Below are 18,831 nucleotides of genomic sequence, written 5' to 3' on the forward strand. Positions count from 1 at the left end.
ATCTCTGGACTTCTGGTCAAATTCCATTTTAGCGGAAATACCCTAGACTCTAGGGAGTTTTCATATAGGTTTCAGACCTTCTTGGGCGGAAGCTTTGGATACAGAATCAGTTCAAACTCATCCGCACGGTTATTCCATCGGCCGTTTACCGTTTTGGTATAAACCGCTTTTTCTATTACTGTTTTCAGCAGATTGTTTTTTTCTTCCGCGGTTCGCGCTTCCTCATATTGCTTCCATATGGATTCATTCGTGCATATGGGATGTGCCCCGGGCGGACTGCACGGCGCGGCCTGCGCTTCAAGCATTGGAAGACGGGCTTGAACTTCTTCCATCTTCTGCTGGATTGTTCGGGATCGCTGCAGAAAAACTTCATCGGAATAGATCCCTTTTTCCAAAAGCTCATAAATGGAATCTTGCTGTTTTTTCAGTGCGAGCAGCTCTTTTTTGGCCCTTTTGAGTGCCTCCTCGCGCATGTCGGGCAGGAAAGGGGAGCGTCTTTCCACATCACCCGGATTTATCGGGTACGCGCCAAGCCAATCCTGAAGAACGGTCAAAATCAGCTGTTCGACATAGTCCAGCCGGGAACTTACATTTTTACAGGAGGGCGCCGCGCACAAAAGAAAATCCGGCTCGTTTGCCTTTCGATATGGCCTGCGAACCATCCGGTGCCCGCAGACCCCACATACGACCAGCCCGGCGAGCGGATTTTGAACCGGATACTGATTAGGGCAGGGGCGGCCTGGATTTTGGCGGAAACGCTGCTGCACCAGCTCCCATGTTTTGTTATCGACCAAGGGCTCGTGGAGCCCGTCGGCAAGAATCACATCCTTTTCGTTTGCGCGCGGACGTTCTTTTACCAGCCGGCCGTTGCTGATTCTTTTCTTCAGGGGGCGCGAACTCCAACGGATTTTTCCGATGTAAACCGGATTTTGAAGCATATCGCGGATGCTTGCGTAGACCCATTCCTTTTTCTTTCCGGCCGGGATGGAAAGCTGATTTAGCTTTCGAGCGATTTTAGGGATGCTCATAAGCTCTGTGGTACCATCCGGCTGCTGCTCCCCGTAAGCAAAAAGGGAAAAGATAATTTTTACAATGGGCGCTTGTTCGGGGTTGGGCTTCAGCGTAAATCCCCGATCGTGGTCCAGTTTTACGCGCGTATAGCCAAAAGGCGGCACGCTGCCCACAAATTTTCCTTCCCGAACCGAAGCAATTCGCCCGCGCTGCAGACGGCGGTTAATGGTTTTGTATTCGCGCCGGCTCATAAACAGGCCGAATTCAAAATATTCTTCATCAAATTCATTATTCGGGTCGTAGGTTTTCAGGGGCGTTATGATTTTGGTGCCGCTGAACCGGAAGGTTTGTGCGACAATTCCCTGGTCAATGGTGTCGCCGCGGGCCAAGCGTTCCACTTCCATGACCAGAACGCCTTCCCACATTCCCTGCTCAACTTCGGAGAGAAGCTGCTGCATAACCGGTCTTGCCGCAATGGTTTCTCCCGATACGATTTCTCGGTAAATCCGATCAATTTTTAGGTTCTGCCGCTTTCCCAGTTCCAGCAGCGCTTTTTCGTGGCGTGCAAGTGTTTCCCCTTCGCCGCGGGCTTCAGCATCAAGGTCGGCACGGGATTTGCGCAGGTAGAGACAGTAGGACATGAAACTCCCTCCCTAAGTAAAACACCCCCACGCCAATACGCGCGGAGGTGTTTTTTACATCAAATTGATTTTTTCAGTCGCTGGGAGAGAATTTCATAGTCGCTCCCGTAATTTTTAAGGTCTGTCCTTTTTGGAATGTGACATTTTTAAATCTTCTTTGATTTGCATCGCTGGTGTCGGATCCCACGGAAATACTGAATTTTCCATCGGTTGTGGCAACCGTTCCGCTGCCATCTTCCGTGTAAAGATCGTAGGTTCCGGCTTCCATATCGTTTCCAACGGTATAGCTGCCCGGCTTCAATTTATAGGTCTTGGTTGCCGTATTTGTGCGTTCCTTTAATTTGGATAGATCCACTTTTTCTTTGCATACAATTTTTACCGTTACTCCGGTTACGGATACCGTTGTTCCATCGTGAATCGCGACGTTTTTAATTACCTGCTGGTGGGTGGCATCGGCTACTTTGCTCAGCTTTGCATTTACGCTGTTGTCGCTGGTTGCAAAGGTGCCGGTTCCTTTATGTGCAGTAATCTTATAAGTACCCGCTGGAAGATCAACGCCCACGGTATAATATCCGCTGAGAAGGGTCGTGCTGAACGACTTTAGGTTGGAAGGCGTGGCCTTTATAATAACAGCAGATGATGGAGACGAGGAAGACGCATTCGAAGGCGTTGAAGCGGCTGGGGATGAGGTTGCGGAGGAGGAAGAAGATATGGACGAAGAAGAATCGGGCGAAGATGGATTTGCTGTTGCATCGGAGGAGGAACCGGACGTGGGCGAACCGGATGCGGAGGCCGGCACAGGGGACTGTGCCCCGCTATAAAAGCTTGAGAAGAAAATTGCCGCGAATAGAACCACCGGAATAAGATATAAACAGGCTGTCTTTTTTGTTTTCTGATCGCTCCAGAAAACCATCCATTGTGGTTTCAGCATACCGACAAGAAAGGCAAGCAATGCAATAATCGATAATACTCCAAAGAAAATACTCAAGTAAACGACTCCTTTTGCTTTATAATAATGCTTCCGGAAAGGGAATCCCTATTAAAATATTTTACCAACCCTTAGCCGAATTGTATACCCTATATTACCTGTTTAATATGTCCAAATTATTACGTAAGGTCAATAAACGATTACAAAATTTTAAAATTTTAATGACAAATTTAATATTATTTTCAGGTGTGTGGGGGTTAGAAAAGTTTCCTCCAGTTTTCCAATTGTGAAAACCGGTGCCCCAAGGCCCGGAACATATATATGCCCGAAGGGTACCAAGCTATTTCTATTTAGGAATGTCGAATGCTTTCAAGAGTTTTGGCAGGAATCTTTCTTTGTATACAATGAGGGCTCGCACTGAAAAGTACGAGCCCTCATTCATTACGGGAAGTTTATATTATGATAAAATTATGACCTGATTTTTTCCGCCAGGCTGGCAAGCGAGCGCAGATTCGACAGCGCGTCTTCCAGAAAATTATCCGGAAGATCTCGCATGATTTCAAGCGCTTCGGTAATTCTTGGGTCTGTGTTTTCCGTGTCAACCGGTGTTTTGTTTCTTAGTTCCGTTCCAAGCAGAGAGTCGGCTGATTCCTGATAAAGGTCGGATAGTTCCACCAGCATTGCAACATCCGGCATGCTTTTTCCTGTTTCCCACATGGAAACCTCGTTAATGTCTATTTTCAGGTGCTTTGCCACTTCTATTTGGGTAAAACCCTTCAATTTTCGAATCGTTTTTAAGCGTTCTCCTAAAACAATCGGTTCCATGATAAAGCTCCTCTAATCCAATCGTTTATTTTTCAATATCAAATTCTTTATTTTTATTTTAACACAGAATTTTACTTAAATCGAGCGCGAAGTAGAAATTTGCTTATAAAATAATAATTTTACTAATAAATCAATCATCATGAGATTAATACATAGAATCAAGAAAATAAATTTTGTGTCATAAGACATGCCGGGAAAGCAATACAATGAAGCAGGGTGATGATGATGTGTAATCTTCCTGTGGAAGGAACCATTGTAAAGGAATTCTACATCGGGCACACCCATATTCTCATCAGCGACGCGGCGTATTCCAATAAAACACCGGAAGAACTCAAACGGATTGAAGAAGAGTTTCGTCAACAAGGGTTGAACCTTTATCTGCGAAATTCAACCAAAGAAAGCACTCCGGTTGAAACCGACCGATAAATTGCTGGTTTGTGGAATGGATGCCGAAGAACCGCTGATGACCGCAATTCAGGGGCCTGCCATGCGGTGTTTTCCGGCCCGGAACTGCGGCCTGACCAATGAAATCAACAAGTGCCTGAAAATGAACGCTGGAGGGATCAGAAAACATGATGTTTTCACAGTCACCTTGTCTGGACTGCTCAAAACGGCACGTGGGGTGCCATGCAAATTGCGCGACCTACTGCCAATGGAAGAGGGAAGAGGCAGAAAAAAACGAGATGATTCAAAAATCACTGCAGTTGGAACGCGCCTTCGATGAAGTGCGGGCAAAGCGCAATATCCGCATCCAACGGATGCTGCACAATGAGCCAAGGGGAAATTATCGTTTTCGATAAGCCTTGTTTGTGCTTGTCAGGGGACTGGAAGGATACCGTTTACAAAACCGGGGAAAAGTCGGTATTTACCCCTTCCATGTTGGACAAGCCTTTTTGATCTGTTATTTCGGAGTATCCATTCGGAACAAGGCGTCGGATACGGGGAAAGCGGAAACACATTGATAACCGTGTGGAACCGATTCTTCTGTACCAATATCAGTTAGTATCGCTTTCAATTCCGGGTAGGGCATGCTGTAGCGCTGGCTCAAATAGCGAAGGGAAGCGCCAAGTTCGCCGTCCGGTCCACCGTATTCCAAATCGTGACGCTTTACAGTGCGGAATAGTAAAGTTCAATCCGGTTGTTTTTCCGGTCAAAGACTATTTTATCCAGAAGACAGCGGAGCAGAGCATTTTTTACATCGGGCCCAACCGTCGGGCTGCGCAGCAGGGAAACAGCGTCCGTATACATCGGGGGCATAGGGGAGAGTGCCTGTGTGTTTACAGTTTCGGCGGCTGATTTTTCCGCGGCCAGCTGTTCCATTCGCGCGTTGATTTTTTTCTTTGCCTCCTTGTATTCTTCCAGGGAGTCGATTCCGTTTTCATATGCTTCCCGGATTCGGGCAAGTTTTTGCTCTTCCCGCTGAATCTGGCGGTCAATCCACTGGATTTCCTCCTGCCTCGGCCAGCTTTCCGCACCGGGTATTTCAAGGCTGCGGCAGCGCAGGGTTTCCTGAATGGCGGACAAAATCATTGCTTCCAATTTATCGGCTGAAATGCTGTGGGAAACGTGGCATTTTCCGTGCGCGTATGCCTGGCATTGCATATAGGTTCCGTTCGAGCGCGTCAGCGTGGCGCCGCAGCTTTCGCACCGAACCAACCCCTGCAGCGGGTATTCTGCCGGCTTTTTTCCCCCGCCAGTTTTTCCGTACTTTCTCTTGTTTCGTTGGAACTGATTTTGCGCCTGCTGCCAGGTTTCGTCGTCAATCAGGTGTTCATGGGCTCCATCCGTTATCTTTAAATTGGGGTCCTGAAAGTTGCGTCGGGTTTTTCCTTTGGGATTCCAGCGGATTTTCCCAATGTAGACCGGGTTGCGCAGAATGTACTCTACGGTGCGGTTTTCCCACAGGCCTCCGCGTTTTGTCCGTATGCCCATAGCGTTTAATTTGTCTGCGATGGCCCGGCACCCCATGCCGCCGATGAAATCATGGAATATCATGCGCACCACAGGTGCCGTATCCGGGTCGACAACATAGCCTTTTTTCTCAATCCGGTATCCGAACGCGGGGGCGGTAACCGGCTCCCCACGGCTCACCTTCTCATTCATGCCGCGGCGCACCTCTTCTGCCAGATTAATACTGTAATATTCGTCCATTGCTTCAATCATCGCTTCCACAAGAATGGACATTTTGTCATCGCCAAGCTGTTCGGTAACCGAAACAACCTCGATGCCGCACTGTTTGCGCAGCATGGATTTATAAACGATACTGTCCTGCCGATTGCGCGCGAAGCGGGAAAACTTCCAGACGATGATTCCGTCAAAAGGCTTGGGCTTCTGTTTGGCAATCCCAATCATGCGCATGAATTCGGGGCGCTTTTCCGCCTTTTTTCCGCTGATTCCCTCGTCTTCCCGAAAAATATACTCTGCGGGCAGTATCCAACCATTTTTGTCCGCATATTCACGGATTTTTTCCAGTTGGCTGTCCGGACTGTATTCCAGCTGATCGTCTGTAGAAACCCTGATATAAGCCGCCGCAATTTTCATAGACTGTATCGCCTCCTGTGAAAAATCCCCGCGCCGAAAATACGCGGGGATTTATATATATGAAAGCAAAAGCCGTAAATGACACCGGAAAGGGCATAGGACAATCCGAACAGCGAGTAGATATTTTTGAGGTGGTTGTCATGTCTGAAAAAAAACCGTTTACGTTTACAGCGGTCAGCTATGTTACGGACAAAGCCAGTGATGCCGCACGGTGCAGGGAAGAGCTTGTGTTGGAACAGGTTCGCCCCGGCCGGGGAACCGATGCGTTTCGGCTGGTTCGCCGAACGGTTTTTCTGCCGGAGGAGGAGCAAAAGAAAATGGATGAGAAACGAATGAAACAGGTGGGAAAAGCTTTGTCCAAATTTCGGAACCGTTTGAAAACATTGTAAAATTTAATTGCTGAAAATTCTGAAAAGATAAAATGCCGTATAACCTCGGACAAAAATCGGACGATATAATTAGTAATTAGAATTTGTGATTGGGAATTATGCGGAGAATACCGTTCCCCATTGCGGTTCCGCGCATAGACACAGACAGGAGGTTAAGCAAAACATGAACGAAAACCGGGCCACTGTTATCTTAAACAAGACGATAGAGGGGCTGAGCGTGATAGGGATTGATCTTTATGTAGCAAGCAGAAGACTACACACGGAACCCTCGCGAAGGTTTATAGATGATTTGAATAAGACTCCTTTGCTGGACCGGGAAATGATTAAAAATATGATTACGAAAACATTCGGAATACCAGGTAAGAATATATATTTTTCGGATTGATGGAAGGGTCCCTGTGCGCTTTTTTACCGGTTGTTCAGTCTGACCGCAGAAAAGTGTTCCATGCAAAGGGTGGAGCCTCTTTCTGAAAAATCCGTTGAATGCGAACCGGCTGAAGTGCTCAAAAAGCATCCGGTATCATTGTAAATTTCAAAAAATATGCTATACTGTATTCCAGAGGGAGAAAGCTCCCTTTTGGAAATATTCGAATCGCTGGAAAACAGCTGACGGCTTCTACAGGACCGTGTAGGGGCTGTTGACTGTTTTTTATTTTTAGGTTTCTGTCCGGCGCCCCATACTTTGCAGCATTTTTTATTTTCCGAACATCATCGGCAGGGAGAGAACACTATGAGTCAGGATATGGTTTGGCATGAAGTGTATGAAGCGCTTGGCCATGAGGAATGCCCGGTTTGCAAACTGGTGAAAAAAGCAGTGAACAGCTATATTGACGGGTTTCTGTATGAGAATGTCAATGACCCGATGTTTCAGGAGCGGCTTCGAAAAGAGAAAGGCTTCTGCAACGCGCACTCCTGGCTGATGCACAGCTTCGGGGAGCCGCTTGCCCATGCGATTCTTTACGATGCGTTTCTGCGGGACGCGCTGGCTGAGTTCAACAGCGCACTCCCGGCAAATGCCAAACGCAAATTAAGATTTCGTCCTAATGTGGGCAGCCAAAGTAAGGAAAACAAAGCGGAATGCAAGCTGTGCAAGTTGGAAAGCGATTATGAAAAATCGTATTTAAGGGTAATCGATGAAAATGTAAGCAGTCAGATCGATTTTAAAAATAAATTTGTGGAGCAGGGGATTTTATGTGTTCCCCATATGAAGCAGTACATCAGCCTGAGCCGAAACAGCGAAAGCCTTGATCTGGTTCAGGAGGTCGTTTATGCAAAATACCAGGGTCTTTTGCACTGCCTGGCTGAAATCCGCCGCAAAAATGATTACCGGTTTACCGGGGAAGCATGGACGGATGCAGAGCGAAACGCGTGGACGAAAGCGGTTGAAATTATGGTCGGGCGCAAGATGTATGAGAAGTAATATTCGAGGTTAATAAAAAAGGGAGGCGTTTTCTGCGCTCCCTGAGGAAAAGAAGTTCACATGGCCCCGGTGTTCCGCACAATCAGCCCGCAGGCGATTTTTGTACCCGAGTTTCCAGCCGGCTGGGTTGTAAAATCGTCCGGCGAAGCGTGCACTATGACGGTGCGGCCAATGATGTTGTTGACAGTAAAGCGATCGGTCAAAAAAGCGGTAAATGCATATCCGTGATTGCCGAACAAGGGCGGCAGGTCGCCCGCGTGAGCGGGGTGGGGACAACCGGTTGGATTATAGTGCGGGCCAGAGCTTACAAAAGGATATTCCGCGGTTCCACTGCAGGAACGGCCCTCGTGGATATGGAATCCAAATATGGAGGATGGGCAGGCTCCCTCGCCTTTTGGAAGACCGCTTACGCGCGCGATGACCATCACGCTGTCCGAAAGCTGATAAAAGAAAATCGTTCCTTCCAAATCGGGGTAGTCGTCACTTCCTTTTACATTGGCGTAAGCATCCGGGCGGCTTTTTAGCAACTCAATAAACTGACTGAACTGTGTTTCGGTAGACAAAGGTAACACCTCCTGGTCCATTTTATGCTTCCTGTTCCAATTCGGCTGTATCTTAAGGTGTATTTGAAAGAAAAATTATCACGGAACGCTTTTGCTGGCATCTATTGAGTTTTATGGGAATCGTGATATGATAAAGGATACGGCACCTGCGTCGTCAATGATCCGAAACCGGATGCCGGACTCAAAACGCGGAAGATGCACAGGCAATCTTTTCAAACGTTATGACTTAACAGGAAAGGACGAACATAATATGAATTCTTTAGATGAAATTATAAAGCAGCTCAAAAATCTGACGGCAATTGACAGCCCAAGCGGTTTTACCGCGGAAGTCACCGAATATACGACGAATGAGCTGAAAAAGCTTGGCTACTCGCCGTATCTGACGAAAAAAGGCTGTGTGGTGTGCGACTTGGGCGGGGAGGGCGACCCGCTGATTCTTTCGGCACATATTGACACTCTTGGCGGCATGGTAGCCGAAATTAAAAAGAACGGCAGACTTCGGATTACAAACATCGGCGGGTTGAATGCCAACAACTGTGAAACGGAAAATTGCCGAATCCGCACCCGTTCCGGACGGGTTTTTGAAGGTACCCTTCAAATGAACGACCCCTCGGTCCATGTGAACGACGATTATTCCAAACAAAGCCGGACGTTCGATGAGATGGAGATTGTTCTGGATGAAGCCGTGACAGAGAAAAAGGATACGGAGGCATTGGGAATTCGGAACGGAGATTTTGTCTGTTTTGATCCCCGCACAACGATTACAGAGAGCGGGTACATTAAAAGCCGTTTTTTGGATGATAAGCTTTCCGTTGCAATTCTTCTTGGCTTGGCAAAGGAAATTCACGAAAAAAAGATTGCATTAAAACGGAAGGTTTACGTGTTTATCACGGTCTATGAGGAAGTCGGTCACGGTGCCTGCGGCGCCCTGCCGGAGGATGCGTCGGAAATCATCAGCGTAGATATGGGATGTGTAGGGGAAGGCCTTACCTGCACCGAGCGGATGGTTAGTATTTGTGCCAAAGATTCCCGCGGGCCCTATAATTATGAGGTGACCACGAACCTGATTCGCTGCGCAGAAAAGGGACAACTTGATTTTGCCGTGGACGTGTATCCATATTATGGTTCGGATGCGGATGCTGCACTTGCCGCCGGGTATGACCTGAAGCACGGGTTGATCGGAGCCGGGGTCTATGCCTCCCACGGGTACGAACGTTCCCATGTGGACGGCGTTCGAAATACGCTGCGCCTGTTGGAGCTTTACATAGGACAGGAATAATAGTTACCACCCCCGAAATTCTGAGGAACAATCGGTTTCGGGGGTAATTTTTATTTACAAAATGTATAATTTTTAAATAAAGCAACAATCTGTTATGATACTTTACAGGAATTGGTTGCGCAGAAGCGATAAATTGGATTGATTTTCGGAATCGCTTGCAAAGGATGTTCGAAACTGATATAATCGGTCTGCTTTTGTTTTTTGAATCGTGTTCCAAAATTTTAAAAAAGGCGGCTTTGAAAATTAATACTCAAAAAATGACGTTTCAGTTGACGGCGAAATATTCGTTGATACACTGCTGCTATTGGTCGATTATGTGCAGCAGTTTGAATTTTGCCTCTGTATTTTTGCTTTCCAAACACTTCAGCAACAGTCAGATCGGCCTGATTCTGGCCCTGGCCAATATTTTTGCAGTGGTCCCGCAGCCCGCGGTGGCATCGTTCGCGGATCATACCAGCAAGATATCCATTCAAAGCCTGTCGGCGCTACTTGCTTTTTTTGCCGGTCTGCTTGCCGCGGGCCGTATTCTTTTATCCAATTGCTTTGCGGCGCTTGGGGTACTCCTTGTTTTGGAGCTGACGGTCCTTTTTACCCTGCAGCCGCTGCTCAACTCGCTGGGAATGCAGCTGATTAACCAGGGGGTTCCGTTTAATTTCGGATTTGCCCGTGGAATGGGTTCTATGGCGTTTGCTGTTTTTTCCGTCATACTTGGTTCCCTGGTTCAATCCTTGGGAACGGATTTCCTTTCTGTTTTTTCTACTGTGCTGTCTGTCTTGCTTGGAATATCCATTTTAATGCTTACTAAGCGGCAGAAACTGCCAAAGGGGGCAGAACAGCACCTTCCCTCTGCGAAGGCCGACCCGGTTCCTGCCCCGGATTTGAATCAGAATTCTTCGGGCCTGATTGCGTTTATTTCGCAAAATCTAAGATTCTTTCTGCTGATGGTCGCTGTTTCCCTGACGTTCTGCTCCCATACCATGATTAATAACTTCCCGATTCAGATTACCAAGAATGTCGGGGGTACGGAACGGGAAATGGGGATTGCAATCGGTCTGGCTGCAGCGATTGAATTGCCTGCCATGTCCGTTTTTGATTTTCTGATGAAGAAATTCCGGTGTAGTTCGATTCTGAAATTTTCGCTTCTTTTCTTTATGGTGAAAGCGGCGGTTACCCTGTTCGCCACAAACGTATGGACCTGGTATGCGGCACAGCTGATTCAATGCGGCGCATACGCACTGTTTATCCCGGCATCGGTTTATTATGTCAATACGATTATTCAGCAGAAAGACCACGCAAAGGGACAGGCCTTTGTCACAACAGCCATTACGGTAGGCGGAGTGGTTGCCAGCCTTTTCGGAGGATGGCTTTTGGATGGTCCGGGCGTGGGCGGAATGCTTTTGGCCGGTTTGATTTTTTCTGCTTTGGGGCTGGCAATCGGTCTCTTCGCCACCCAGAAAACGGATCAAAAAGGGGAAGCGGATCTGGATTCGCTCCCTGCTGAACCTCCCACAAATTAATACGCTTTAAGAGGATTCTACTTTTCGGGGATAACATAATATCAATATTGTTGATGAAACGAATACTAAATGTATTCTGTGAAATCATCATACATGAAACTGATAGCTAAAAACAATCATTTGTGAATATTTTATGATATCATTTTATAAAGTTTTTTATTTATATCATTGACAGAACGGGAGTAAAAAAGTATATTATTAATAAAAAATGAGTTCCAATTTATCGAGATTCTTGATAAAATAAAAATGATTTAGGTGGTACCATACCTTTTCTACTTTATTCCTGCGGCTTGTTTCGGGTTTTTGCGAAGAAATTTGCATCCCGAAGCGGTGCAGGAATTTTCTTGTGAGGTTTTTCGTTTATGAGTCTTTCCCGGCTGTCGCGCAACATGAACTGCCATTTAAAACCGCTATACAAGACAGAGCTGACCTTGGAGCAGAGGTTGGGAACGTTCTCAAAATGAAAAAGAGAGGAATTTGTTATGGCTACCATTATTGATGTCGCCAGAGAAGCTGGCGTTTCAAAGTCAACCGTATCGCGGGTGCTCAATCGAACCGGACCAGTGAAGGCCGAAACCAAGGCAGCAATTGACGCCGCTATGAAAAAACTGGAGTATTCCCCCAGCTATTTCGCCCAGGGAATCCGAACCGGCAGAACCCATACCATCGCCATGCTTGTACCGGAATACAGCAATATTTTTTACAGTGAAATGTTTCAGGGTGCGGAAGATGTTGCACTGAAAAACGGGTACATGGTTCTGGTCTGCAACACCGAAAGAAGTTCAACGTCTGAACTGGAATATACCAGGGCACTAATCCGCCGCAGAGTGGACGGAATTATTTACAATACATACGAGAACAATCCGAAGATGGTTGAGTTTTTAAAGGATATTTCCAGAAACATCCCGGTCGTTTTCATGAACCGGGTATTCAGCGACCCAAAGGATTTTTCCTATGTCTGTACCGATGGCTTCAACAGCACCAGAAAAGCGGTACAATACCTCTATCAGCGCGGGAAAAGAAAAATCGGTTATATTCGGAATGTAAAGCAGATTGACGTTGTAAACGAGCGGTACGAGGGATATTTAATGGGACTCAAGGAATGCGGACTGCCTTATAATGAAAAATGGATTCACCAGGAAGAATGCCGCAACCACACTTCGGATTATATTAAATTAGGCTTCATGGCCGGCAGCTATTTTGCCGGGCTGGATGACCGCCCGGATGCGGTTTTGGCTTCAGTCGACCTGATTGCCTTGGGGTGTGTAAAGCAGCTGAAAGAATGCCAAGTACAGGTCCCAAGGGATATTAACGTAGTCGGTTTTGACAATCTGTTTCTAGATGAAATCTATGAACCGGCCCTTACCACAATCGGCCAGCCAATTCGGGAATTGGGGCGGCACGCGGCGCAGATTATCATTAGCAAAATCAACGGAAATCCGGTAAACAGCCAGGTTTTGTTTGACGGGGAACTGATTCTTCGCGGTACCACCGATTAACTACATAGACAGAACAGGAAAGCGGAACTGCCCTGCACGGGCAGTTCCGCTTTTGCCATTTGGCCGAAAAGAACTGGATTTTTCGAAAAAGCAAATTTTGTTCACAAACAGGGTGACGGAACCGCAATAGAATGCAATTATTGAATTTTAAGAATAATATCATTATTGTCAAAAACCTACGAAGTTCGACCGAAATATTAGTAATAAATGATAAGTCAACTAGATTTTTGAATATATTATATTTGAGTTTAGAACTACACCAGCGAATATTGACGGTTTTTAATAAAAAATAGAACGCTGTTCTAAAACTGAAAAATATATGTGTTGCATATCAAAATAAGACGTGTTATAATTAAGTCGACAAAAAAATTCAAAATACAAACAAACTTTTGAACACATTTCAGAACTTTCAGAATGTTTGATAGGAGGTGAGGATCGTATTGTAGCTGGTCTGACGTCTGACAGGTATAATGCTAGCGCTTAGTTTTTGCACATGATATTTGACTTTTTATAAAAATGAGTCATAATTAAAGACGTCTGATGTCATACATCAGACGAATATCTACTAAGCCTTGTGTTATCCGGGGCGTTTTTGGGAGAGATTCAAAAATGAGTCAAATTTTAACGGTACCGAAGGAACTTTCTGTCATAGCGGCGAAACGGCTGCGTGAAATGATTGTGGATAAAAAGATGCAGCCGGGCGACAGACTTCCAAGCGAAAGCGAATTAGGAAAGATGTTTGGAGTGAGCCGTTCCACCGTGCGTGAGGCCGTCAAGCTTCTGATTGCGGAAAATGTTGTAGAAATACAGCGTGGTAAGGGTACATTTATTACCATGCAGCCCGGCCTGGGAAAAGATCCTTTGGGGTTGGAATTCACGAATCAAAAAAAGCTGCTGACCAATCTGCTGGAAACCAGAATGATGATTGAGCCACAGATCGCTTATCTGGCGGCGCAAAGGGCAACTCAAGCCAATATAGACCAGCTTGCCCAAATTATCCATAAAATTGAACTTGCAGGAAGCGACAGGAGCAACCACACTCCGTATGACGTTGCCTTTCATAAAACGGTAGCGGAGTGTACCCAAAACGATGTTTTGTATCGGATTCTGCCGATTATCTGCGAATCCATTCAGGAAGGTTATCTGGAAACAGCAAACGTACCGGGAAGTTATGAACGAGCCATTCAAAGTCATTTAAATATTTTCCATGCAATTGAGAACCATAATGCTGATGCTGCCAAATTTGAAACAGAAAAGCATTTAAGGCAGACCATGGAGGATATGAATATTACAGGAGGATAAGTATGAAAAGATTCTTATCGATTACTCTTGCGTTGACAATGTCGATGACAATGTTGACTGCGTGCGCACAGAAACCCGCCGAATCACAGCCTGCGTCCAGCGCAGCGGAGACTTCGTCCGCAGCAAGCAAGCCGGTTACCATCACACATTGGTATTGGGCGGACAACTCGGACTATTCCGCTAAGATGCAGGAAATGGTAAAAGATTTTAACGCTACCAATAAATCCAACATCACAGTCGTCGCTCAGGAATATCCTTGGGACGGCGGCGCTTACAGCGAAAACCTGTTTACAGCAGCCATGGGCGGCGGCGGCCCGGATACAGCGGCCTGGAAGCTTACTTCTACTCCGCTTTTCACTTCAAACAAACTTTTGGCAAACCTAGATAATTATATTGCAAACTGGAAGGACAAAGACGATATTGATCCCAGCCTGTACAATACGATGAAGCAGGCCGGCGGTTCCGACAGCATTTATGTAATGCCATGGAACGCACAGGTTCTTTACGTGTACTATCGTCCGTCCATGTTCAAGGCGGCGGGCGTAAGCGTGCCGAAAACGTACGATGAATTCCTTGAGGCTTGCAAAAAGCTGACCAGAGATACCGACGGCGATGGAAAAATCGATGTTTACGGCTTTGGCATGAGAGGCGCAAAGGGCGGCCAGGAACCGTGGGGCAGCTTTGTCTGGGCGCGCGGCGGCGACTTTGAGAACCTCACCACCCCCGAAGCGATTGCCGGTATGCAGGACTTCATCGATCTTTATAAAAACGGCTACGCGCCGAAAACCGCTCCAACCGACGGCTTTAATGAAATTATTGCGAACTTCAAGTCCGGCAAGACAGCAATGACCATTCACCACATTGGCTCTTCCAAGGACATGGTGAAAACCTTCGGCGACGATGTCGCGGCATTCCCCTTCCCAGCAGGCAAAAAGCAGTGGACTTCCATGGGTGACACGGAAAACGTCATCTTTGAAAAGTGCCAGAATAAGGACGCGGCCTTCGAGTGGCTGGCTTACCTTGCTACCGGCAAAGGACAGGAAACCTGGTGCGTGACCACAGGCAACGTTCCGGTCAGCAAACGCGTACAGCAAATGGATGAATTCCAGAATAATGAATTTATGAAGGTTTCTATTGAAGGACAGTTCAGCGCCGGTATCTTCCCGATTCTTGATACTACGACCGAATGGATTAACACAACTTGGCCGAATACGGTTGCGTCGGCTCTTTCCGGGAAAACTTCGGCAGCAGATGCCATGAAAACTTTGCAGGAAGGTCTTTACGGAAAAAAATAACTAATTTGGTTCAATCGGTAGATTTAGGATGTCTTTGTGGGGTCGCAATTGAAAAACATTGCGGCCCCGGATTTTAAAGAGGTGATTGGTTTGCTGCACAAGAAGACGACGATTTGGCCGTATTTGCTGATAGCGCCGGCGCTGATTGTAATTTTAGCAGTGGTTTTTGTCCCTGCTGTAAACGCAATTTTAATGAGCTTTCAGAGTTATGACCTTAGAAGACCGTCTCAAATCGGTTTTATCGGTTTGGAAAATTACATGGAGGTTTTTCAGGATTCCTTGTTTTGGTCCTCTCTAGTTCGGACCGCATTATGGGTAATATTTGGTGTAGGGTTCCAGTTCATATTTGGTTTTATTTTGGCGTTGCTTTTGAATAGAAAATTTAAAGGCAGAGGAATTGCCCGTTCCATTAGCTTAATCCCGTGGGTCACACCGGGCGTGCTGATTGGCCTGATGTGGCGATGGATTTACGACGGCAGTTACGGTGTCTTAAACGATATTTTATTGCGGCTTCATCTGATTCAGGATAAAATACCATACCTTGCACAGGAAAGTACTTCGTTCCCGTCCGTGGTTGTCACCATTATCTGGCAGGGCATTCCGTTCTTTGCCCTCATGTTGATGGCTGGCCTTCAGGGGGTTCCGAACGAATTGTACGAGGCGGCCGATATTGATGGCGCCAACAAATTGCAGCAGCTGTTCCGGGTTACAATTCCTTCTATAAAAAATACGATTTACGTAACGACGTTGCTCCGTATTATCTGGGTGGCAAATTCCGTAGACGTTATTTTCAATATGACAGGCGGCGGCCCGGCCTACTCTTCCCAGACGCTGAGCGTTTATATCTTTAACAAGGCGAACTCGCTGAATCTGGGCTACTCTTCGGCTATGTCCATTTTGCTGACCCTGCTTCTTTTACTGGTGGCCGTCCCTTATTTGAAGAATATGTTTAAGAATCAGGAGGCGTAAAATGAGAGAGAGCAAAAATAAGACTTTAAAAATTTTCACCCTGTACCTCCCGCTTCTGGTACTCCTTGTTTTTCTGCTTTTCCCGTTTTACTGGACTTTGGTCACGTCCCTGAAACCGGAACAGGAACTGTATGGCAGTACCGTCACGTACTGGCCGATGCATACGACCTTCGATTCCTACCATAAGCTTTTTGTCGACTTTAACTTTTTAAAACCAATGTCCAACAGCTTTGTGGTCGCTATCATTACCACTATACTTTCACTTGCGGTTTCCGTGCTTGCCGCTTACGCGTTCTCCCGCTACCGCTTTAAGGGAAGAAAAGCGTTTATGATGCTGTTTTTGACCAACAACATGTTCCCAACGGTATTGCTTTTGATTCCCCTGTATTCCATTATGAGGAACATTGGAATCCTTTATACCCCCATGTCGCTGGTCCTTTCCTACACAACGTTCACCATCCCGTTTTCCGTCTGGCTGCTCAACGGCTATTTGAACGATCTTCCTATGTCTTTGGAGGAAGCCGCGCTGGTTGACGGCTGCAATCGCGCGAAGGCCTTTCTCCGGATTATTCTTCCGATTCTGATTCCGTGCCTAGTTGCAACGGGGGTCTATATCTTCATGACTTCATGGAACGAGTATACGTTCGCTGTTATGTTTACGAATGAGGCAAACCGGACCATACCGGTTGCGCTGAAAAACCTGATCGGTCAGCTTGGCGTACAGTGGGATTTGCTGACCGCAGGTGGAATTATTACCATTATCCCGGTCTGCATTATGTTCTTCTTTGCACAGAAAAGACTGGTGGAAGGCCTGACTGCCGGTGCTGTAAAGGGTTGAGAAATCGAATTTTAAGGTTAAAATCCCCGCGGGCAAAAGCCATAAATATAAAGGAGATAAAAAGATGAGTGAAGAAAATTTAGAACAGAAAGCGAAGCAAATCCGAGCGGATATTCTGAAAATGCTTTATACCTGTCAGTCCGGTCATCCGGGTGGATCGCTTTCCTGTGTGGAAATGCTGATGGCACTTTATTATAAAGTGGCGAACATCGACCCTTCCAATCCGAAGATGGAAAACCGTGACCGCATTGTATTAAGCAAAGGGCACGCCTGCCCCGCGTTGTACGCCATTCTTGCGGACAAGGGTTATTTCCCCAGAGAGGACCTTTGGACCCTGCGCCAGCTCAACAGCCATTTGCAGGGGCACCCGGATATGATGAAAACTCCCGGCGTAGACGCCAATACCGGTTCCCTTGGGCAGGGTGTTTCCATTGCCATGGGCATGGCGATTGCCGCGAAATATAAGAAGGAAGATTATAAGATTTATGCCATTGTCGGCGACGGCGAACTGCAGGAAGGTCTTGTATGGGAATCCGCTATGGCGGCTGCCCATTATAAACTGGATAATTTCGTGGTCATGCTGGACCACAACGGGCTTCAGATTGACGGCTCCAACGACCAGGTGATGAGCCTCGGCGACATTATGGCGAAATTCCAGGCGTTTGGGTTTGAGTGCATACAGGTGGACGGCCATGATCTTGATGCCATTGTAAAGGCGCTGCAGGCGCCGGTCAGCGGAAAACCAAAATTTATCTGCTGTGAAACCGTGAAGGGGAAAGGCGTTTCCTTCATGGAGAATAATTTTGGCTGGCACGGAAAAGCACCGAGTGAAGATCAATATAATGCGGCAATCAAAGAATTGGGGGTAGCGGTCAATGGCTGAGAGTAAATCGTTAAGAGTAGCATACGGAGAGGCTCTGGTAGAGCTGGGAGAGAAAAACAAAAATGTAGTTGTTATGGATGCGGACCTTGCCCATGCCACAATGACCAATTCTTTTGCTGCGGCATATCCGGACCGCTTTTTCAACTTCGGCATTGCGGAAGCAAACATGATGTGCGCGGCGGCCGGTTTTGCACATTCGGGGCTGATTCCGTTTGCCAGTACCTTTGCACTGTTCGGTACGGGAAGAGCGTATGAGCAGATTCGCAATTCCATCAGCTATGTAAACGCAAACGTTAAATTCGGGCTTTCCCATTCCGGCCTGAGCGTGGGCGAAGACGGAGGCAGCCACCAGAGCATTGAGGATATTGCGCTGATGAGAGGCCTTCCCGGAATGACCATTTTTGTTCCGTGCGACCCGCTGGAAACGAAAAAGGCTGTTTTTGCAGCTGCGGAAATTAACGGCCCGGTTTATATCCGTGTGGCACGTCCGGTGGTGGATACCATCACTACTCCCAATACGCCCTTTGTCCCCGGCAAAGCCAATGTTATGCGCGACGGCTCCGACGTCTGCATCATGGCGACCGGACTGATGCTGCCGGTTGCTTTGAACGCCGCCAGACTGCTGGAAGAGGACGGCATTCACGCAGCTGTGGTGAACTTCCATACCATTAAACCGATTGATTCGGATTGCATCCTTGCTATGGCGGATCGGTGCGGTGCAGTTGTTACCGCAGAAGAACATTCCGTCATCGGCGGCCTTGGCTCTGCAGTGGCGGAAGTGCTGGCCGGCCATTCCTCCGCGAAATTTGCCCGCGTGGGAATTCAGGACAAGTTCGGCAAATCCGGAAAACCGGCCGACCTTTTTGCAGCCTACGGCCTGACTGCGGAAAATATTGCCGCACAGTGTAAAAGCCTGAAACAGTGAGAGGAG

21 protein-coding genes and 1 pseudogene are annotated in these 18,831 nt (G+C 47.1%); 16 read left to right on the top strand and 6 right to left on the bottom strand.

Annotated elements, in window-relative coordinates; translation table 11 throughout:
* Positions 1-71 precede the first annotated feature (71 nt).
* On the bottom strand, positions 72-1,652 hold the full coding sequence (locus ACSVDI_RS03910) for a recombinase family protein (protein WP_457944895.1): 1,581 nt from the start codon (positions 1,650-1,652) through the stop codon (positions 72-74).
* 73 nt (positions 1,653-1,725) lie between these two features.
* A complete protein-coding gene (locus ACSVDI_RS03915) occupies positions 1,726-2,214 on the bottom strand; it encodes a hypothetical protein (protein WP_457944897.1) in 489 nt (162 codons plus the stop codon).
* A 52-nt stretch (positions 2,215-2,266) separates the two neighbouring features.
* On the opposite strand from ACSVDI_RS03915, the gene ACSVDI_RS03920 reads away from it, so the two are divergent.
* Positions 2,267-2,473, top strand: coding sequence for a hypothetical protein (locus tag ACSVDI_RS03920; protein ID WP_457944898.1), 207 nt, complete (start codon positions 2,267-2,269; stop codon positions 2,471-2,473).
* 575 nt (positions 2,474-3,048) lie between these two features.
* Here the strand turns inward: ACSVDI_RS03920 and ACSVDI_RS03925 are convergent.
* Positions 3,049-3,405 carry a helix-turn-helix domain-containing protein gene (locus tag ACSVDI_RS03925; RefSeq protein ID WP_457944900.1) on the bottom strand — a complete coding sequence of 119 codons (357 nt, stop codon included), beginning with the start codon at positions 3,403-3,405 and terminating at the stop codon, positions 3,049-3,051.
* A gap of 219 nt (positions 3,406-3,624) precedes the next feature.
* Here ACSVDI_RS03925 and ACSVDI_RS03930 point away from each other — a divergent pair, with 219 nt between their 5' ends.
* From ACSVDI_RS03930 to ACSVDI_RS03940, 3 genes are read left to right on the top strand one after another with little or no spacing between them, the layout of a single operon-like run.
* Positions 3,625-3,831 carry a hypothetical protein gene (locus tag ACSVDI_RS03930; RefSeq protein WP_457944902.1) on the top strand — a complete coding sequence of 69 codons (207 nt, stop codon included), beginning with the start codon at positions 3,625-3,627 and terminating at the stop codon, positions 3,829-3,831.
* The gene (locus ACSVDI_RS03935; protein ID WP_457944903.1) at positions 3,815-4,129 is read left to right on the top strand and encodes a hypothetical protein; all 315 of its coding nucleotides are present in this window, start codon (positions 3,815-3,817) and stop codon (positions 4,127-4,129) included. Before ACSVDI_RS03930 ends, ACSVDI_RS03935 begins: the two co-directional genes overlap by 17 nt.
* Positions 4,130-4,173: 44 nt before the next feature.
* Positions 4,174-4,302, top strand: coding sequence for a hypothetical protein (locus ACSVDI_RS03940; RefSeq protein ID WP_457944905.1), 129 nt, complete (start codon positions 4,174-4,176; stop codon positions 4,300-4,302).
* A gap of 82 nt (positions 4,303-4,384) precedes the next feature.
* On the opposite strand, the pseudogene ACSVDI_RS03945 reads toward ACSVDI_RS03940, so the two are convergent.
* Together ACSVDI_RS03945 and ACSVDI_RS03950 are read right to left on the bottom strand one after the other, a co-directional pair.
* A pseudogene (locus ACSVDI_RS03945) lies at positions 4,385-4,501 on the bottom strand (manganese catalase family protein); the annotation flags it as partial.
* Positions 4,502-4,512: 11 nt separating this feature from the next.
* Positions 4,513-5,946 (bottom strand): recombinase family protein, encoded by a 1,434-nt coding sequence (locus tag ACSVDI_RS03950; RefSeq protein WP_457944907.1) that lies wholly within the window; start codon positions 5,944-5,946, stop codon positions 4,513-4,515.
* A gap of 59 nt (positions 5,947-6,005) precedes the next feature.
* Between ACSVDI_RS03950 and ACSVDI_RS03955 the strand changes: the two genes are divergently transcribed.
* The 3 genes from ACSVDI_RS03955 to ACSVDI_RS03965 all read left to right on the top strand — a co-directional run bounded on the left by ACSVDI_RS03955 (position 6,006) and on the right by ACSVDI_RS03965 (position 7,755).
* Entirely contained in the window at positions 6,006-6,335 is a 330-nt protein-coding gene (locus ACSVDI_RS03955) for a hypothetical protein (RefSeq protein WP_457944909.1), read from the top strand.
* 163 nt (positions 6,336-6,498) lie between these two features.
* A complete protein-coding gene (locus tag ACSVDI_RS03960) occupies positions 6,499-6,720 on the top strand; it encodes a hypothetical protein (RefSeq protein ID WP_457944911.1) in 222 nt (73 codons plus the stop codon).
* Between the two features lie 345 nt (positions 6,721-7,065).
* Positions 7,066-7,755 carry a DUF6062 family protein gene (locus tag ACSVDI_RS03965; RefSeq protein ID WP_457944912.1) on the top strand — a complete coding sequence of 230 codons (690 nt, stop codon included), beginning with the start codon at positions 7,066-7,068 and terminating at the stop codon, positions 7,753-7,755.
* A gap of 56 nt (positions 7,756-7,811) precedes the next feature.
* On the opposite strand, the gene ACSVDI_RS03970 is transcribed toward ACSVDI_RS03965, so the two are convergent.
* Complete coding sequence (locus ACSVDI_RS03970) at positions 7,812-8,318, bottom strand: superoxide dismutase family protein (RefSeq protein WP_457944914.1); 507 nt, start codon at positions 8,316-8,318, stop codon at positions 7,812-7,814.
* A gap of 250 nt (positions 8,319-8,568) precedes the next feature.
* Between ACSVDI_RS03970 and ACSVDI_RS03975 the strand changes: the two genes are divergently transcribed.
* The 9 genes from ACSVDI_RS03975 (at position 8,569) to ACSVDI_RS04015 (ending at position 18,825) form a co-directional block, all read left to right on the top strand.
* Positions 8,569-9,597: a M42 family metallopeptidase gene (locus ACSVDI_RS03975; protein ID WP_457944915.1), complete on the top strand. Its 1,029-nt coding sequence runs from the start codon at positions 8,569-8,571 to the stop codon at positions 9,595-9,597.
* A 236-nt stretch (positions 9,598-9,833) separates the two neighbouring features.
* Positions 9,834-11,114 carry an MFS transporter gene (locus tag ACSVDI_RS03980; protein ID WP_457944917.1) on the top strand — a complete coding sequence of 427 codons (1,281 nt, stop codon included), beginning with the start codon at positions 9,834-9,836 and terminating at the stop codon, positions 11,112-11,114.
* A 482-nt stretch (positions 11,115-11,596) separates the two neighbouring features.
* The gene (locus ACSVDI_RS03985; protein ID WP_457944919.1) at positions 11,597-12,613 is read left to right on the top strand and encodes a LacI family DNA-binding transcriptional regulator; all 1,017 of its coding nucleotides are present in this window, start codon (positions 11,597-11,599) and stop codon (positions 12,611-12,613) included.
* Between the two features lie 609 nt (positions 12,614-13,222).
* Positions 13,223-13,915 carry a FadR/GntR family transcriptional regulator gene (locus ACSVDI_RS03990; RefSeq protein WP_457944920.1) on the top strand — a complete coding sequence of 231 codons (693 nt, stop codon included), beginning with the start codon at positions 13,223-13,225 and terminating at the stop codon, positions 13,913-13,915.
* 2 nt (positions 13,916-13,917) lie between these two features.
* A complete protein-coding gene (locus tag ACSVDI_RS03995; protein WP_457944922.1) occupies positions 13,918-15,210 on the top strand; it encodes an ABC transporter substrate-binding protein in 1,293 nt (430 codons plus the stop codon).
* Positions 15,211-15,258: 48 nt separating this feature from the next.
* Positions 15,259-16,179: a carbohydrate ABC transporter permease gene (locus tag ACSVDI_RS04000; RefSeq protein WP_457944924.1), complete on the top strand. Its 921-nt coding sequence runs from the start codon at positions 15,259-15,261 to the stop codon at positions 16,177-16,179.
* A 1-nt stretch (position 16,180) separates the two neighbouring features.
* Complete coding sequence (locus ACSVDI_RS04005) at positions 16,181-17,017, top strand: carbohydrate ABC transporter permease (RefSeq protein WP_457944925.1); 837 nt, start codon at positions 16,181-16,183, stop codon at positions 17,015-17,017.
* 64 nt (positions 17,018-17,081) lie between these two features.
* Positions 17,082-17,900 carry a transketolase gene (locus tag ACSVDI_RS04010; protein ID WP_457944927.1) on the top strand — a complete coding sequence of 273 codons (819 nt, stop codon included), beginning with the start codon at positions 17,082-17,084 and terminating at the stop codon, positions 17,898-17,900.
* A complete protein-coding gene (locus ACSVDI_RS04015; RefSeq protein ID WP_457944928.1) occupies positions 17,893-18,825 on the top strand; it encodes a transketolase family protein in 933 nt (310 codons plus the stop codon). Before ACSVDI_RS04010 ends, ACSVDI_RS04015 begins: the two co-directional genes overlap by 8 nt.
* Positions 18,826-18,831: the final 6 nt, after the last annotated feature.

The organism is Caproiciproducens sp. LBM24188 (assembly GCF_054130445.1).

Bases quoted from the DNA above. Each gene is read 5' to 3' on its own strand.
- ACSVDI_RS03985 (WP_457944919.1), top strand. From the start codon at position 11,597: ATGGCTACCATTATTGATGTCGCCAGAGAAGCTGGCGTTTCAAAGTCA.
- ACSVDI_RS03910 (WP_457944895.1), bottom strand. From the start codon at position 1,652: ATGTCCTACTGTCTCTACCTGCGCAAATCCCGTGCCGACCTTGATGCT.
- ACSVDI_RS04015 (WP_457944928.1), top strand. From the start codon at position 17,893: ATGGCTGAGAGTAAATCGTTAAGAGTAGCATACGGAGAGGCTCTGGTA.
- ACSVDI_RS03950 (WP_457944907.1), bottom strand. From the start codon at position 5,946: ATGAAAATTGCGGCGGCTTATATCAGGGTTTCTACAGACGATCAGCTG.
- ACSVDI_RS03990 (WP_457944920.1), top strand. From the start codon at position 13,223: ATGAGTCAAATTTTAACGGTACCGAAGGAACTTTCTGTCATAGCGGCG.
- ACSVDI_RS03955 (WP_457944909.1), top strand. From the start codon at position 6,006: ATGAAAGCAAAAGCCGTAAATGACACCGGAAAGGGCATAGGACAATCC.
- ACSVDI_RS03995 (WP_457944922.1), top strand. From the start codon at position 13,918: ATGAAAAGATTCTTATCGATTACTCTTGCGTTGACAATGTCGATGACA.
- ACSVDI_RS03975 (WP_457944915.1), top strand. From the start codon at position 8,569: ATGAATTCTTTAGATGAAATTATAAAGCAGCTCAAAAATCTGACGGCA.
- ACSVDI_RS03940 (WP_457944905.1), top strand. From the start codon at position 4,174: ATGAGCCAAGGGGAAATTATCGTTTTCGATAAGCCTTGTTTGTGCTTG.
- ACSVDI_RS04010 (WP_457944927.1), top strand. From the start codon at position 17,082: ATGAGTGAAGAAAATTTAGAACAGAAAGCGAAGCAAATCCGAGCGGAT.
- ACSVDI_RS03925 (WP_457944900.1), bottom strand. From the start codon at position 3,405: ATGGAACCGATTGTTTTAGGAGAACGCTTAAAAACGATTCGAAAATTG.
- ACSVDI_RS03960 (WP_457944911.1), top strand. From the start codon at position 6,499: ATGAACGAAAACCGGGCCACTGTTATCTTAAACAAGACGATAGAGGGG.
- ACSVDI_RS03965 (WP_457944912.1), top strand. From the start codon at position 7,066: ATGAGTCAGGATATGGTTTGGCATGAAGTGTATGAAGCGCTTGGCCAT.
- ACSVDI_RS03930 (WP_457944902.1), top strand. From the start codon at position 3,625: ATGATGATGTGTAATCTTCCTGTGGAAGGAACCATTGTAAAGGAATTC.
- ACSVDI_RS04005 (WP_457944925.1), top strand. From the start codon at position 16,181: ATGAGAGAGAGCAAAAATAAGACTTTAAAAATTTTCACCCTGTACCTC.